This window comes from Flavobacterium dankookense (genome assembly GCF_004362665.1).
Taxonomy (GTDB): Bacteria; Bacteroidota; Bacteroidia; order Flavobacteriales; family Flavobacteriaceae; genus Flavobacterium; species Flavobacterium dankookense.
Window position 1 is genome coordinate 26,284 of record NZ_SNXR01000001.1, and the last position, 16,239, is coordinate 42,522.

Below are 16,239 nucleotides of genomic sequence, written 5' to 3' on the forward strand. Positions count from 1 at the left end.
GTTTTTTTGGAAAGTTCAAAGATAGTGATTTAGATAATAGATAATAGACGAAGAGATGAAAGATGAAAGATGAAAGATGAAAGAGGGAAAAGGGAAAAGTAATAATGTTTGTTCTTTATACTGCATTTTGCTTTTGTGAAATTCTTTTGTGTTCTTTTGTGGTTAAATTTGTAAGTTTGCTTTTTCTATAAAATCATGTGGCAAAACACGAGCGTTATCGACAAAATGTATAAAAAACTAGCAATTCAAGTTTCCTTGAATGGTTTGTCGTTTGCTATTTTTGATACTTTGACCAATAAACCCATTGGGCTTGACAAAATACTGGTTACTAATTTTCAAATTAACACTAAAATTGAATCACTATTCAGTGAGGCGTTTTTAAAATATCCTGAACTTAAATCAGGCTATGACGAAGTGGTGATTATCCATAGTAATAATTTATCGACTTTTGTCCCTACGGCTTTGTTTGATGAAGAATACCTTGGCAGTTATCTGCAATTCAATACTAAAGTTTTTGAAACCGATTTCTTTGCCTTTGACCAATTGCCTAACTATGAGATGAACAATGTGTACATTCCTTATGTGAATATGAACAACTATTTCATCGATCAGTTTGGTACTTTTGATTACCGTCACGCCAATACCATTTTGATTGAAAAACTGCTAGACCTTTCAAAAAATATCGACGATAGAAAAATGTTTGTTCACGTGAGCGAAACTCATTTTGAAATTGTGGTCATTCAAAATCAAAAACTAGAATTTTACAATTCGTTCGACTATAAAACGCCCGAAGATTTTATCTATTATATTCTCTTCACTGCGGAACAATTACATCTCAATCCAGAACATTTCAAATTGGAACTGTTAGGAAAAATAAACGAGGAAAGTTCGCTGTTTCAAATGGCGTATAAATATGTGAGAAACACTTCGTTGATGAATGTGAGTTTTATGTTTAATTCCTTTACCGAAACACAGAATAGAGAACACTTCATCCTACTCCACTCATGAGAATAATCTCTGGCAAATACAAAGGCAGACGAATTGCACCGCCAAAAAACTTACCGGTTCGTCCAACAACTGATATGAGCAAAGAAGCCGTTTTCAATGTGCTGAACAATCATTTCAACTTTTCGGAACTAAAAGTCTTGGAACTTTTTGCAGGAACTGGAAGTATTAGTTATGAATTTGCATCGCGTGGTTGTACTCCTATTTTATGTGTCGATGGCGATATGGGTTGTGTGAACTTCATCAAGAAAACTGCCAAAGAATTTGACTTTGACATTACCGCTTTGAAAAGTGATGTTTTTAAATTTTTAGAAAAACACAAAGGAAACTACGATATCATATTTGCTGATCCGCCGTATGGAATGAACCAAAAGGAATTCGAAAAAATCATCGAACTTATTTTTGAAAACGAACTGCTAGACGAAGAAGGAATGCTGGTTGTAGAACATTCTAAATATACCAAACTGGATCAAATGAGTAATTTTTCATTTCAGAAGAATTATGGTGGTTCGGTGTTTACTTTTTTTGAGTTCGAAAGTGATGAGGAAAATGATGATGAGGATAGTTTGGAAAGTGAGGAAGAATAGTTTTTTTATTCTTACATAGTTTTTGATGACAAGTTTTCGTCAGTTCGAGTGATTTTTTGAAAAAAAATCGTACCGAGAAAAAGAAAAATTTCATTAAAAACGGGTTCTCGATACATTTTTTGTTCCGTTTCTCTGCACAAAAAACACTCGAACTGACGGTTTAACTCTTACAACCCAAAAATTGTTCATTTATCCTTCCTGAATTTTCATCAATACTTTTTTCCTTGAACTCTGATTTTTTAATTTCTACGTTAATTCAAAGTTAATCCGAAGTTAAAACGCATTTTCTAAAACAAATCCGCTATTTTTGAAGTATCATTTATTCGTATGAAGAAAAAAATAAATTTGTTAATTGGTTTTTCAGCACTGGTTTTGTTGCTGCTTTGCGCGATTCAGTTTTATCTGGTCAAAACTACTTATGATTATAAAGTAGAACAATTTCACACCGAAGTAAAAGAAAAAATTGGCAACATCACCAATAATTACACCGAACTCGATTCCAGTGTTTTTCTCAAAAAAGATGTATTGTACAAAAGTTTATTAGAAAAAATAATCCATAACAAAAGCTATCGATACAACGTTAAAAGTGATTTGTTAGCCAATGAATATCGTGATATTTTAACGCTACGTTTAAAGGAAAAACTGAACAAAGAATTTCCCGAAAGCGAAATTACCTTTGCCGTTGTAGTCAATAAATTTATTGTCTTCAATAATACTACTGAAACTGACACTATTTTTTCTGAAAAACCATTGATTGGTAATTCAATTTATGGCGATTTGGCTTCTCTGGACAATGCTTTTTTGGTTCGAAATTATGTGGGAACAACTAGCGCCATCCAAAATGGAAATTATAAACTTCTAACAGAAGACAGTCTATATGTCTCAGTGCACAACGCAGAACAAATTATTTTAGGTCGAATGACATCCATCCTAATTCTGGCTATTTTTTCGATGGTGGTTTTGATAACGCTTTTTGTCATCACCATAAAATCACTAATCAAACAGAAAAAAGTAAGCGATGTTAAAACCGATTTTATTAATAATATCACTCACGAATTAAAAACACCTTTATCGACTTTGAGTGTTTCTACTAAAATGTTGTCAAGACCCGAAATCAAAGAGAATGAAGCCATTTTCAATACCATAATCGATACAGTAGAACGACAAAATAACCGTTTGCAAAACATCATCGACCAAGTAATGAGCAACTCGCTAGGTTTTGAAGAAATTGAATTGCAGAAAGAAAAAATCAAAATCAATTCGTTATTAAAAACTATCATCGCCGATTTTAATTTAGCATTTCCTAACATCAATATTCATACTCATTTTGACCAAAATGAAACATCGCTAACCTTGGATAAGTTTCATTTGACTACTGCAGTGACTAATGTTTTGGAAAATGCCGTAAAATATGGTTGTCAAAACATTACTATCAGCACGCAAAACGAAAATGGTAATTTTCAATTGCGCATACAAGACGATGGCATTGGAATTTCGAAAGCAAAACAACATTTACTCTTTGAAAAATTCTATCGTGTAGAACAAGGCAATTTGCACAATACAAAAGGTCTTGGATTGGGTTTATATTATGTAGATCAAATTGTAAAAGCCCATAAAGGTTCGGTTAATGTCATGAGCGAATTGGGAAAAGGTGCTTCATTTACTATCAGTTTACCAACTTTTTGATATGTCTTTAACATAAAAATATTTTAATATAAACCATTAAGGAATTAAGGTAATTAAGTAAAACCATCCTTAATGAAACTTAATTTCTTAATGGTTTTGTGAGTTTTAAATATTTAATTTTTTAATTACGCCAAAACCTAGTCTTTCAACCTATGAAAAAAGTACTTTTAGCCGAAGATGATATCGATTTTGCTACTGTTTTGAAGCACTATCTTGAAATTCATCAGTTTGAAATTCATTGGGCAAAAGATGGCGAAGAAGCTTGGCAAACATTCAACACCAAAGATGTTGACATTTGTATTTTTGATGTGATGATGCCTAAAATCGACGGATTTACTTTAGCTGAAAAATGCGTAGAGCTAAAACCCGAAGTTCCTTTTCTATTCCTAACTGCAAGAAATCAAAGTGAAGACAAAATCAAAGGACTGAAACTTGGCGCCGATGATTATATCGTGAAACCATTTGAAGCCGACGAATTGGTTTTGCGTTTGACTAATATTTTAAAACGAACTTCACGACAAAAACCATTGGACGTAATCCAAAATGACATTCAAATTGGTTTATATCTTTTTGATACCAAACGTTTGGAATTAAGAACCGAAAACAGCAAACAACAACTCACGGAAAAAGAAGCCGCTTTGCTCACTTTTTTATTTGAAAACAGAAACCAGTTACTAAAACGAGAAGAAGTGTTGCGCTCCGTTTGGAATAATGAAGATTATTTCTCTGGACGAAGTATGGACGTTTACATCAGTAAATTGCGGAAATATTTTGCTGATGATAAAACAATTTCGATAGAAAGTATTCGAAATATTGGTTTGGAGTTTAAGGTAAAAATATAAAAAGATTGAAGACTAATAAAACTCTATCTTTTCAATTTTATCATTTACAAATTCAACTGAAATCATTATTTCTGAACCCTCAGTATAAAATTCTAATTCAAAATCTACTGAACCAGTTTCTTCATTTTTATAAATAAAAACATCTTCTAAAGCATAATCATTAGCTAAATTTATTTTCTTTTCAGCAAATTTTGTATCAAGTTCCATTTGCACTTCGGAAAATAAATCTTCAACAAAATCTACCATTTGATATGCTTTTTGTAAAACGTCATTAAATGGACCATTCAAATTTCCATCCAATGAAAAAGCAATCTTTTTACCTTTTTTTATTTTCAACTCAAAATCCCAAGAATAATAATTATCCTTTTCAGAATACTCATTTGTAAGTTTACCTAATTTAGAATCTATAATAGACTTTGTAGATTTTTTCTTTGAGAAACCTCCAAAAATTAACTTTAATAAATTTAACATAAATTAGATTTTAAATTAAAAAAGCAGACCTGTAAGCCGGATTCTGTATTCGCCGAAACGAACCCTTATCATTTATCTAGTTCCGCAATTACTCACGGAATCAATCTTCCTACCCTTCGACAACGGACGAGTAATCCTTAAATGCCGATATACTTGGAATTTCACCGCATAGAGTTTACCTGGTTTCACTACAGCCGAACTGTACATACTTTCTGTTGCACTTGTCCTCGCCTTTCGACGGTTGGGCGTTACCCAATATGCTACTCTTTGGTGTCCGGACTTTCCTCCTCAATAAATTGAGACGATAAGGCGGTCTGCGCGGCAAAGGTAGAATATTAGATTTTAGATATTAGATATTAGATTTAAAAAATTTAGTAATTTGAAATGTTTGATATAATTTTATATTTTTTATTTGCCACAAAAAACACATCATTTGTCATTTCGACGAAGGAGAAATCGCATCAACAAAAGATTATGTGATTTCTCCTTCGTCGAAATGACAAAACAATCAATAAGAAACGATTTAAATTTTCAGTCATTTAAAATATTTGACATCTAATATTTGATATTTGATATTTCAAAACCTATATTTGTAATCCAATAATTTGCTAATGGAACAATTTGTAGTATCAGCTCGAAAGTATCGTCCGCAAACGTTTAAAGACGTTGTTGGACAACAAGCGATTACCAATACGTTGCTGAATGCTATAGAAAATAATCACCTAGCTTCTGCCCTATTATTTACTGGTCCAAGAGGTGTTGGAAAAACAACTTGTGCGAGGATTTTGGCTCGAAAAATCAATCAACCTGGATATGACGATCCATTTGAGGATTTTGCTTTCAATGTTTTTGAACTCGATGCGGCTTCCAATAATTCGGTGGATGATATTAGAAACTTAATTGACCAAGTTCGAATTCCGCCACAAACAGGACAATACAAAGTGTATATTATTGACGAGGTTCACATGTTATCATCGGCGGCATTTAATGCTTTCCTAAAAACATTAGAAGAACCACCAAAACATGCCATTTTTATTTTGGCAACGACCGAGAAACATAAAATCATTCCAACTATTTTATCACGTTGTCAGATTTTTGATTTCAAACGTATTACTGTAAAAGACGCTAAAGAACATTTAGCTGAAGTTGCCAAAAGTCAAGGTGTTGCATTTGAAGACGATGCTTTGCATATTATTGCCCAAAAAGCAGATGGTGCGATGCGTGATGCTTTATCTATTTTTGACCGAGTGGTTTCTTATTGCGGAAATAATTTAACACGTCAAGCCGTAACTGAAAATTTGAACGTTCTTGATTATGAAACCTATACTCGAGTAACTGATTTGATTTTGGAAAATAATATTCCTGAAGTTTTATTGGCTTACAACGAAATTTTAGCAAAAGGATTCGACGGACATCATTTTATTGCTGGATTGGCTTCGCATTTTAGAGATGTTTTAGTGGCTAAAAATCCAGCGACACTTTCCTTATTGGAAGTTGGCGAACAAGCACAACGATTGTATTTTGAACAAGCCAAAAAAGCCTCTTCAGAATTTTTACTTAAAGGAATTGATTTAGCAAATGATTGTGATTTAAAATATAAAGTAAGTCAAAATCAACGATTGCTAGTTGAACTTTGCTTGATGCAATTGTGCTCTGTCAACTTCGACGGAGAAAAAAAAAAGCTAATTTCATAATTCCGCCAACTTATTATAGAAATTCAGGTTATTCGATTGCAGAAGTGCCAAAAAGTACGAAGTTAGAAGTACAAAATACGAATAATGATATAGTAAAAGTTGAAGAACAAAAAACGGAAGAAATTGTTCCTCAAGTTGAAAATGTTGTCGTTAAAAACGAAGAAATCCAAAATCCAAACTCACAAAAACCAACTTCTGTCACACCGAGCGCAGTCGAAGTGCAACCAAAAGTTTCCGCTTTATCGTTAGCTAGTATTAGAGCCAAGAAAGAATTATTGGAACAACAAAAAGGGAAAATAGTTGAACATGTTCATTTGCCAAGCGAAGCATTCACTGAAACTGAAATGCTTGAACAATGGATGAAATATGCCCAACGAATGGAAGATAAAGGTTATCGCATTATTGCTTCACTGTTAACTATTAACGATCCTAAACTTGACGGCACAACCATTATTCATGAATTGCCAAACGAGAGTTCAAAAATCGATTTTGAAAAAGAGAAACACGATTTATTGGGTTACTTGCGTGGTAAACTTCACAACCACGAAATAAGTATTACGGTAAATGTAAACGAAAGCATCGAGGTTAAAAAAGCATTTACGCCACAAGACAAATACAATAGATTGAGGGAAATTAATCCTAATCTTGATTTATTAAGAAAGATGTTTGATTTGGATGTTTAGCAATACATTTTAAAATTATCACTTCTTTTTAAAACTATTTTTTCAAGAACTCGATTAATCCTTTCATATAAATTTCTTGGTCATCATACATACTCATGTGACTACCATTTGGACAATATAAGTAAGAACCATTAGGAAATTCGCTTGCCATCCATTTCATATATTCAGGATCCATTGTATCGTATTTTGCTCCTATAACTAAAGTTGGGACTTTTATATTTTTAAGTTCTTTAGAAACATCCCAGTTGGTCAGTTTTCCAGATATTCCTAATTCACTTGGACCTTGCATTGTAATATATAAGGATTGATTTAGTCTTCCGAAAGCTCTATTTACAGGTTCTGGCCAATCGTTAACTGGTTTTCTTAAAATATGTTGATTGTAAAAGTTTGCCATTAATAATTCCATATATTTTGGATTACCGTAGTCTTTTATAGCTTCTAGGTCTTGGATTGTTTTTAGGATTTTCGGATCCATTTGTTTTGCCAAAACTTTAGAATATTCTCCATATTTTGGACAACTTGCCATCATGTTAGAAACAACTAATCCTTTTAAATTATCTTGATATTTAAGTGCATATTGCATCCCAAGAATTCCTCCCCAAGAATGTCCAAGCAAGTAGAAATTATCTTTATTCAACTTTAAAGCTACTCGAACTTGTTCTAATTCTTCGACATATCTTGGTAAATCCCACATTAAAGTATCATTTGGATTTTCAGAAAAACCAGTTCCTAGTTGGTCGTAATAAATGAATTCAATTCCTTCTTTTGGGAGAAAACTTTCCATACATTCAAAATATTCATGCGACATACCTGGTCCGCCATTTAGCAACAATAATTTAATTTTGGGATTGTTACCAATACGTTTTGTCCATACTTTAAATTTACCTTTTGAAGTTTCAATAGTTATCATTTTTGTTCCACCAATTTTCACTCCTGTTTCCTCTGAATTAAAATAAGTAGATGAAATTGGCTCTTGTTTGCAAGATATCATCAATAAAGTAATGGTTAATGCAAGAATGTATTTCAATTTATTCATAATAGATTTAATGATTTTTTTTATTAAACACTTTTCCCCAGTAAATTAAAAAGATACCAATACTCAACACAATCCTAATATAGTTTCTGTAATTAGTTTCAAAACTCAAATCAGAAAAATTTATTTTTTGAATGGTAAATACTAAAACTACAACTGCAATAATCATAACTGCTAAATTAAAATATTTCATATTATCCGATTTATATTAATCCCTGATACATTGCTTTTACAATTCCGTCAGCTAATCCAATTTTTGGCACATACAAATGTCTTGCTCCACTCCATTTCATGGCATTCAGATAAATTCTTGTGGCAGGAATAATTACGTCAGCTCTATCAGTATTCAGTCCAAGTTCCGCAATTCGCTGCTCATAGGTAAGTGAACTTAAATATTGGTATTGTGAGTTCAAATAGAGAAACGACAAGGGTTTGTCTTGCATTTTGCCAGAAAGTTTGAATAATTTATTGATGTTTCCTCCTGAACCAATAAGTGTAACGTTTTCAAATTCGGCAGTATGGGTTCTAATCCATTTTTCAATTTCTTCCCAAACAACTTCGTTTACCATATTGTTGAGTAAGCGAACGGTTCCGTTTTTGAAAGATTTGGAAGCTACCATTTTTCCGTTGTTAAAAAGAGAAAACTCCGAACTTCCGCCACCAACATCTACATATAAATAGGTTTGGTCTGTTTTTAGGAATGAATGCAAATCAGATGAGGCAATAATTGCTGCTTCGTTTTTACCGTCAATTATTTCGATGTCGATTTCGGCTTTTGCCTTTATGATTTCCGCTACCTCTTTTCCGTTGTAGGCTTCGCGCATGGCAGAAGTTGCACACGCTTTATATTTCTCGACTTTATAAACTTTCATCAACAGTTTAAAAGCTTTCATGGCATCAATCATTCGGTCAATGTTTTCGTCTGATATTTCGCCAACGGTAAAAGCATCTTGCCCAAGACGAATTGGCACACGAATTAAAGCACTTTTATTAAATTGTGTTTCCTTGTCTTGTTGTTCAACTATATTGGAAATAAGCAATCGCATGGCATTGGAACCAATATCAATTGCGGCATATTTTTTTATGGTTATCATTCGGGCTTGGAGTTTGGTATTGGGCAATTAGAGTTTAATACGTCTTTATTTTGGTTTAAAAAATAATTATAGGTTTCAAATTGTGCTCTGAAAATTGGTTCATTTTCTTTTCGTTTTCTATATATATTATCTAATTTTTCTGAATGCAAACGCGCTTTTACGTTTCCTTTCCAACCCACATTGAAGGAATTAATAATTTGATTTTTGCAATCTTCATCATATATTGGACAAGTTACTTCTACTCGACCGTCAAGATTACGAGTCATAAAATCGGCAGAAGAAATAAATACTTCGGGTTCGTCATTATTGCAAAAAATAAAACAACGTGAATGTTCTAAAAAATTATCTACAATACTGATGGCTTCAATATTTTCGCTCATTCCTTTTACGCCCGGAATTAGAGAACAAATACCTCTAACTTGGAGTTTTATTTTCACACCTGCATTGCTTGCATCGTACAATTTGTCAATAATAGCAAAATCGGATAAGCTATTCATTTTTAAATGCATATAGGCATTTCTACCTAATTGTGCATTCATAATTTCTCTATCGATAAGCTTATTAATTTTTGATCTTGTATAATGTGGTGAAACGATTAAATGTTTGTATCGATGCAAACGATAATTAACATTGAAAAACTCAAATATCTTATCTACATCTTTCAATATTTGTTGATGGCTTGTAAAAAGTGTTAGGTCGGTATAAATTTTAGCCGTTGACTCGTTGAAATTTCCTGTCGAAATAAAGCCGTAACGTTTTGATTTTCCGCTTTCGGTTCTTTCGATAATACAAATTTTACTGTGAACTTTTAATCCTTTTACACCAAAAATAAGTTCAATTCCTTCTTGTTGCATTATTTCGGCATAAGAAATATTACTAGCCTCGTCAAATCGGGCTTGAAGTTCGATTTGCACCACAACACGTTTTCCGTTTTTGGCAGCATTAATTAAAGAACTTATTATCTGCGAATTTTTTGCTAAACGGTATAACGTAATTTTTATTGAAGTAACTTTTGGGTCTAAAGCTGCTTCTCTCAAAAATTTGATTAAATACGAATAGGATTGATAAGGTGTATTTATTAGATAATCTTTTTTGGCAATTTTACTCAAAATACTACCATCTAGCGAAAGACCTTCAACAGGAAGTGGTACTTTTGGTTGGTACAATAAATCAAATCTTCCTAAATTTGGAAAAGACATATAATCACGACGGTTGTGATATCTTCCACCTGGAATAATACTATCCGAAGCATCAATATTCATTTTGGTTAGAAAAAATTGTAGCGTGTCTTTTTCTATTTCGGTATCATACACAAAACGAACAGGTTCGCCAATTCGTCTTTCTTTTACGGAAGTAGCAATTTTTTCAAGCATACTTTTACTCATGTCGCTATCAATATCGAGCTGCGCATCACGAGTAATTTTTATCATGTGAGCCGAGATGCTTTCGTAATCAAAAATATTGAAAATACTGCTTAGATTGAAGCGAATAACATCATCAAGTAACATTATATATTGTTTCCCAGCTTTTGGAGGTAAAACTAATACACGATTAAATGTTCTAGGAATTTCGATTAAGGCATATCGAACTTCTTTCTTTCTCTTTTTTATTAAACCAAGAACAGAGGATGTTACTTCGACTTCATTTTTCATGACTAACTTCAGGGCTAAATAACCGGATGTGTCTTTTAGTAAAGGAAATTCGGCTAAGTCATTTAATATAATGGTAACTAATTCAGGACTTACGGTTTGAATGAAATAATCTTTTATAAATTCAGCTTGATCGGCATCAACTTGGGTTTCGTTGAGAATAATAATATTTTCTTTTTCTAGTTGTTGTTCAATTTTTTTGAGAACTTTTAGACTTTCTGATTGCTGTTTAATTACAATTTCGGTAATGTCTTTTACTAATTGTTGAGCAGAAATTCCACCTAGAACTTTCTCTCCAGAAACTCCCGAAAGCGATAAACGACGTACAGCGGCAAAACGAACTCTAAAAAATTCGTCAAGATTATTGGAAAAAATTCCCAAAAAACGTAATCTTTCTAATAATGGAACTGCTTCATCAGCAGCTTCTTGTAGTACTCTTGCATTAAAAGCTAACCAGCTTTTTTCTCTATCTATATATTTGTAGTTTTTCTGTTCGCTCATATTTTATCTTAAATCTCTGGGAAACAAAACTTTTGAAGTTGTTCCATTTTTTAAATCGTTCCATGAATTTGTTTCAAAAGTAATAGAAACAAATCCAGATGTTGTTACGTTATCAATAAATATATTTCCAAATTTATTGACAAAGTTTGTAATTGCTTCATTATGACCAAAAACAACTAGGTTATCGATTTTATCAGAACAATTTGAAATTATTTGTTCAAGTTTGTAGTCATCAAAAGTATACAACTCATCTTTAAAGACAATACTTTCAACTGGGAACGAAATATTCTGAGCAAAAATCATTGCAGTTTCTGAAGCTCTCTTAGCTGCACTACTCCAAAGTAAAAAATTTTTTGGGAGATAATTTACAACAGCTGATGATACTAGATGTGCATCTGCAATTCCACCAGAAGTTAAAGGTCTATCAAAATCTTTTAATGGTGCATTCCAACTAGATTTTGCATGTCTTATGAGGATTAGTTTTTTCATAGTTTTTCCAAAATAACATAATCCATAAAATTACTAAAATTTAGTGTGAATGAATTATTTTTTATTCAAAAATATTAAGTAATAGTTAGTCTTATTTTTTTTTATCGAGATTGCATTTTGTCGAATTACTTTTAAATGAATTAATAATGCGATAAAAATGTTATAAACAAAATCGTGTTAACAAATATTTGTAGTATTTTTATTTTATTATTTGTTAAATAATGCACTTTAACTGGAAAATAATGCGTTTTATCGATATTTTTTTTGGTGAAGTGATAAATTAAATCTAATTTCGATGATGGAAATATGCGTTTATGTCAAAAAACAAACAATTAAAACGATGAAAAAAGCGAAAAAAGTATCGACGAATAGAACAAATTCGACAAAAAATAACATTTTATCGAGTTTTCAAGCTACTTGTAGAAAAAATTAACCATTACTGAATGATGTATCTAAATTAGCAACGTGATAAGTTGTGCTAAAACTATTAAAATAGTATAGCTAAGCGTGACGAAGAACATAGAAATAGTAATGAATTAAAAATTTTAATATCATGAAAACAAATATCCCAAACCAATTAATTAACCTTCAAACGAATAAAATGTTTGAAAAATCTAATGTAACTATGAGAATAAAAGTAATGCTACTTTTAATGTTTGCTATGATCTGTGCAAACATGTCAGCTCAAGTAAGATTAGAAAGTGAAGACGCTCCTGTAATAAGAGAGTTAAACACTTTTCTAAACTCTGAAAGAGGAATGCGCCTTAGTTCCAGTAACACTTATTCTGATGTGAAGAATTTGGAAGATTTAATTTCCAATGTTCAGCCGTCAGTTTATTTCTATTCTGGAAATGTAAAAACGTATGGTGAAAAACCAAAAAATCTATTTACAGATTTAAGTAGTTTGAGCCAACTTTCCAATCCAAGTATTTTGAAAAACAACATTGAGATTATCATAATTTCAATTTCAAATTCAAGCGAGTTGAATGGTACTTTGGACATGTCTTTATTTTCTAGTTATAAAAATTTAAAATACATATTCCTTACTTCAAAGGTTAATGTAAGTGATAGAACAATTTCTAGAATGATACAAAACAACAACGAGAAATATAGTGTTTTCTTCAGAGTTGAAGATAGAGATACAAATCAATAATATTTTAAAGAGACTATTATGAAAAATTTATACACAAATAAGATAAATAATCTACTGTCGTGTTTAGTTTTATTATTTGTACTTCTTTTTGGAAATACTATTGAAACTAATGCTCAGGTAAAAAAGACTTTTACTCAAAGAACATCAGCATATTCACCTACTAAGAAAATTTATAATGTAAAAGGTGATTTTACAATGTTGGGTAATACGAGTTTAACACCTCAAAACTATTCTGATACACAAAACAACAATGGCCAGTTTATGACTTATGTTGACAAGGATTCAGATTTGAACACTTTTAACTCTTCATCTTCTACTTTAGTTTTATCAACTGAAAATGGAGCTATTCCATCTTGTTCAAACATTGTTTATGCAGGTTTGTATTGGACAGGTAAATCATCTGCTAATGAAACTTTCTCTGTAACTAAAAATGTTCAAACTGGAACACAATTTGTAAATAACAATTTGACTGTGGTTCACAATCAAAATATTGCTAATACAAATTATGCCCTATCTATTGGAAGAAATAATCCAAGTAACAATAATAGAAATCCTATTTACACATTCAATGGAAATGGTAATTCTTATGTTTTCAATTTTTTCAATAATGGAGCAACAAATAGAGTTACTTTATCAATAAATGGTGCAACGGCTATTGCTATTCCAGTTACTGTTAATGGTACTGGAACTCTAGCTACACTAACAACACCTTACACTATAAACGATGGTGGTGTAGTTTTAACTATTAGAAGTTTAACTAGAAGTGCTGCAACAAATTTAAGTACAGGTGATACACAATCAACCTCTTCTGCAAGTGTTAATGTTACAGGTAATGCACCCGTTTTTGGTAATGTTACTAAGAGCTTCAACAAAAGACAAGTTTCTTTAAAAGGTCCAAATTCTTCAAGTTATACAACAGTAACAGCTTCAACTAATGATATCTATTATCCATCGGGTTCTGATGATAATATTTTTTCAGCTTACACTGAAATTACTGATTATGTTAAAAATAACGGAATTGGTGAATACTGGGTTGCTGATATGCCTTTGTTAGAAGGAAATGTAACTGGAACAGGATACTCTGGTGGTTGGGGAATGATTATTATTTATGAAAACTCCAAAATGAAATGGAGAGATATAACTATTTTTGATGGTTATGCTTATGTAAGTGCAAGCAATACAACTGGATTTGATTTACCTGTTTCTGGGTTCAATGCAGTTCAATATGGAAATGTTGGTGTGAAACTAGGAACTATTGCCAGTGAAGGTGATGTTAGTTTTACTGGAGATTACTTCAGAATAAGCAATCGAAATACTGCTGTTTACACTGACTTAAGTCACTCTGGAAATTCAACTGGTAACTTTTTTAACTCGTCTATAAACTCAGGCGGAGCAAGAAATCCTCAATTGATTAACAACACAGGAATTGATGTAGCCATGTTTAATATTGATAATACTGGAAACGCTATTATTAATAATGGAGATCAAAACACTAATTTCAGATATGGAACAACATCTGATACGTATTCGATTTTTGCAATTGCTATGGCAATCGACGCCTATGTTCCAGAAACTGAAGGTGTATTAACTACTACAACTATCAATAATCTTCCAGCTGTTGCTCCATTTGAAGTATTGCCAGGACAAGATGCTGGTTTTAGTATAGACATTAGAAACTTAGGTACTGAAGCAATTAATAATTATAAAGTTATTGTTCCTGTTCCTTACAATGCTAGTTATGTTCCGGGAAGTGCTTCGGGTACATTATATTATACAACTCCAGATACAACAATAACTGGATCATTTGATCCTTCACTAGGAACTACAGGTTCAATTGTTTGGAATTTTGGAACTTTACCTTTACCTGCAAATCCAAGTGTTTTACTTGCAAAATTGACTTTTAAATTAAAAGCAACAACAGATTGTGCCATTTTAAATAATGCTACTTGTGCAAGTACAATTGCTATAACTGGTAATTCTACAGGAAAAGGAAATACAACAAATGTTGATTTAAGAAACTCGAATTTAATTCAAGGATTTACACAAAACGGAAGTTGTTTGGGTGAACCAATACCTACTCCACTTAACCTAGGAATTAATGGTTCTACTTATGTGAAACAGAATTGTCCTAATACTAACATAGTTAGAAACTTTACATACTGTAGCTCAAATACAACTGTAGGTACATCTGAAATAGCATCTAATTTTCCTCCAGGATCATTGTTCTATAACGAATTTCCTGTAACTGTAAACTCAATTCAGTATAGTGATGCAAATCCAATTCCTCTTGTTGCTGGTTCAACTGAAGACTACTTTGCTGTACCAGCTGGTGGTGGAAGTGGATGTAATTTCCCTTTTACTGTTAGCAAATGTCCAAGAATTATAGCTCAAGATGATACTTTAAACGGTGGAAATGGTGCTATTGGAAATCCAAACATTGGAAATGTTTTCAATACTAATGGAAATGGTCCTGATACTTTAAACAATAATCAAACAAATACTTCTCAAGTTAATTTGACAATTGTCACTCCAGCTACTCCAATAAATGGTGGTCCAGTTCCAACAATAGATACTGCAAATGGTCAAGTTAGTGTTCCTGCTGGAACTCCTTCTGGAACTTATACAATCACTTACGAAATATGTGAAATTGGGAATTTAACTAACTGTGATACTGCAATAGTAACTATTACTGTTGTTTGTCCTGTTGTTCCTCAACCAACATTAGAATGTTATCAAACAGCTGTGTTTAATACAACAACTTGTGTTTGGGATATAACGGGTACACAACCTGATCCTCCAACAGAATTAAAATGTTACCAAATAGCAACGTTTAATCCGACTACATGTAAATATGATGTAACTGGCACTCAACCTGTTCAACCAACTGCGGTTAACTGTTGGGATAACTACCAATTCAATACTACATCTTGTACATGGGTAAATGAAGGTACTCAACCTGTTCAACCAACTGCGGTTAACTGTTGGGATAACTACCAATTCAATACTACATCTTGTACATGGGTAAATGAAGGTACTCAACCTGTTCAACCAACTGCGGTTAACTGTTGGGATAACTACCAATTCAATACTACATCTTGTTCATGGGTAAATGAAGGTACTCAACCTGTTCAACCAACTGCGGTTAACTGTTGGGATAACTACCAATTCAATACTACATCTTGTTCATGGGTAAATGAAGGTACTCAACCTGTTCAACCAACTGCGGTTAACTGTTGGGATAACTACCAATTCAATACTACATCTTGTACATGGGTAAATGAAGGTACTCAACCTGTTCAACCAACTGCGGTTAACTGTTGGGATAACTACCAATTCAATACTACATCTTGTA

The 16,239-nt window shown here is 32.3% G+C and carries 13 protein-coding genes, 1 other RNA gene and 1 pseudogene; 8 read left to right on the forward strand and 7 right to left on the reverse strand.

From position 1 onward, the window contains the following. The first annotated feature begins 195 nt into the window (after positions 1 to 195). From BC748_RS00110 to BC748_RS00125, 4 genes are all read left to right on the forward strand, one after another. Entirely contained in the window at positions 196 to 1,008 is an 813-nt protein-coding gene (locus BC748_RS00110) for a DUF3822 family protein (RefSeq protein WP_246013979.1), read from the forward strand. Next, on the forward strand, positions 1,005 to 1,592 hold the full coding sequence (rsmD, locus tag BC748_RS00115) for a 16S rRNA (guanine(966)-N(2))-methyltransferase RsmD (RefSeq protein WP_133531430.1): 588 nt from the start codon (positions 1,005 to 1,007) through the stop codon (positions 1,590 to 1,592). Before BC748_RS00110 ends, rsmD begins: the two co-directional genes overlap by 4 nt. Positions 1,593 to 1,919: 327 nt before the next feature. Continuing rightward, complete coding sequence (locus BC748_RS00120; RefSeq protein ID WP_133531431.1) at positions 1,920 to 3,278, forward strand: sensor histidine kinase; 1,359 nt, start codon at positions 1,920 to 1,922, stop codon at positions 3,276 to 3,278. Positions 3,279 to 3,430: 152 nt separating this feature from the next. After that, a complete protein-coding gene (locus tag BC748_RS00125; protein ID WP_133531432.1) occupies positions 3,431 to 4,120 on the forward strand; it encodes a response regulator transcription factor in 690 nt (229 codons plus the stop codon). Between the two features lie 12 nt (positions 4,121 to 4,132). Here the strand turns inward: BC748_RS00125 and BC748_RS00130 are convergent, their stop codons facing one another. Both BC748_RS00130 and rnpB read right to left on the reverse strand, forming a co-directional pair. Further along, a complete protein-coding gene (locus tag BC748_RS00130; RefSeq protein ID WP_133531433.1) occupies positions 4,133 to 4,591 on the reverse strand; it encodes a hypothetical protein in 459 nt (152 codons plus the stop codon). A 16-nt stretch (positions 4,592 to 4,607) separates the two neighbouring features. Next, positions 4,608 to 4,912: RNase P RNA component class A (gene rnpB, locus BC748_RS00135), an RNA gene on the reverse strand. Between the two features lie 290 nt (positions 4,913 to 5,202). Here rnpB and dnaX point away from each other — a divergent pair. Continuing rightward, entirely contained in the window at positions 5,203 to 6,285 is a 1,083-nt protein-coding gene (gene dnaX, locus BC748_RS00140; RefSeq protein ID WP_133531434.1) for a DNA polymerase III subunit gamma/tau, read from the forward strand. Then, entirely contained in the window at positions 6,240 to 6,968 is a 729-nt protein-coding gene (locus tag BC748_RS14265) for a DNA polymerase III subunit gamma/tau (protein WP_246013980.1), read from the forward strand. The genes dnaX and BC748_RS14265 overlap by 46 nt, the downstream gene beginning before the upstream one ends. 34 nt (positions 6,969 to 7,002) lie before the next feature. Here the strand turns inward: BC748_RS14265 and BC748_RS00150 are convergent, their stop codons facing one another. Genes BC748_RS00150 through BC748_RS00165 form a run of 5 tightly spaced genes read right to left on the reverse strand, consistent with a single transcriptional unit; the run spans position 7,003 to position 11,734 of the window. Continuing rightward, positions 7,003 to 8,004, reverse strand: a complete 1,002-nt coding sequence (locus BC748_RS00150; RefSeq protein ID WP_133531435.1) for a proline iminopeptidase-family hydrolase — start codon at positions 8,002 to 8,004, stop codon at positions 7,003 to 7,005. Positions 8,005 to 8,011: 7 nt separating this feature from the next. Next, positions 8,012 to 8,194, reverse strand: a complete 183-nt coding sequence (locus BC748_RS14125; protein WP_162846376.1) for a hypothetical protein — start codon at positions 8,192 to 8,194, stop codon at positions 8,012 to 8,014. A gap of 10 nt (positions 8,195 to 8,204) precedes the next feature. Then, the gene (locus BC748_RS00155) at positions 8,205 to 9,095 is read right to left on the reverse strand and encodes a Ppx/GppA phosphatase family protein (RefSeq protein WP_133531436.1); all 891 of its coding nucleotides are present in this window, start codon (positions 9,093 to 9,095) and stop codon (positions 8,205 to 8,207) included. Next, entirely contained in the window at positions 9,092 to 11,245 is a 2,154-nt protein-coding gene (gene ppk1 / locus BC748_RS00160; protein ID WP_133531437.1) for a polyphosphate kinase 1, read from the reverse strand. Before ppk1 ends, BC748_RS00155 begins: the two co-directional genes overlap by 4 nt. A 3-nt stretch (positions 11,246 to 11,248) precedes the next feature. Beyond that, on the reverse strand, positions 11,249 to 11,734 hold the full coding sequence (locus BC748_RS00165; RefSeq protein ID WP_133531438.1) for a SixA phosphatase family protein: 486 nt from the start codon (positions 11,732 to 11,734) through the stop codon (positions 11,249 to 11,251). 553 nt (positions 11,735 to 12,287) lie between these two features. On the opposite strand from BC748_RS00165, the gene BC748_RS00170 reads away from it, so the two are divergent. Both BC748_RS00170 and BC748_RS00175 read left to right on the forward strand, forming a co-directional pair. Continuing rightward, entirely contained in the window at positions 12,288 to 12,887 is a 600-nt protein-coding gene (locus BC748_RS00170) for a hypothetical protein (RefSeq protein ID WP_133531439.1), read from the forward strand. A gap of 18 nt (positions 12,888 to 12,905) precedes the next feature. Further along, a pseudogene (locus BC748_RS00175) lies at positions 12,906 to 16,239 on the forward strand (hypothetical protein); the annotation flags it as partial.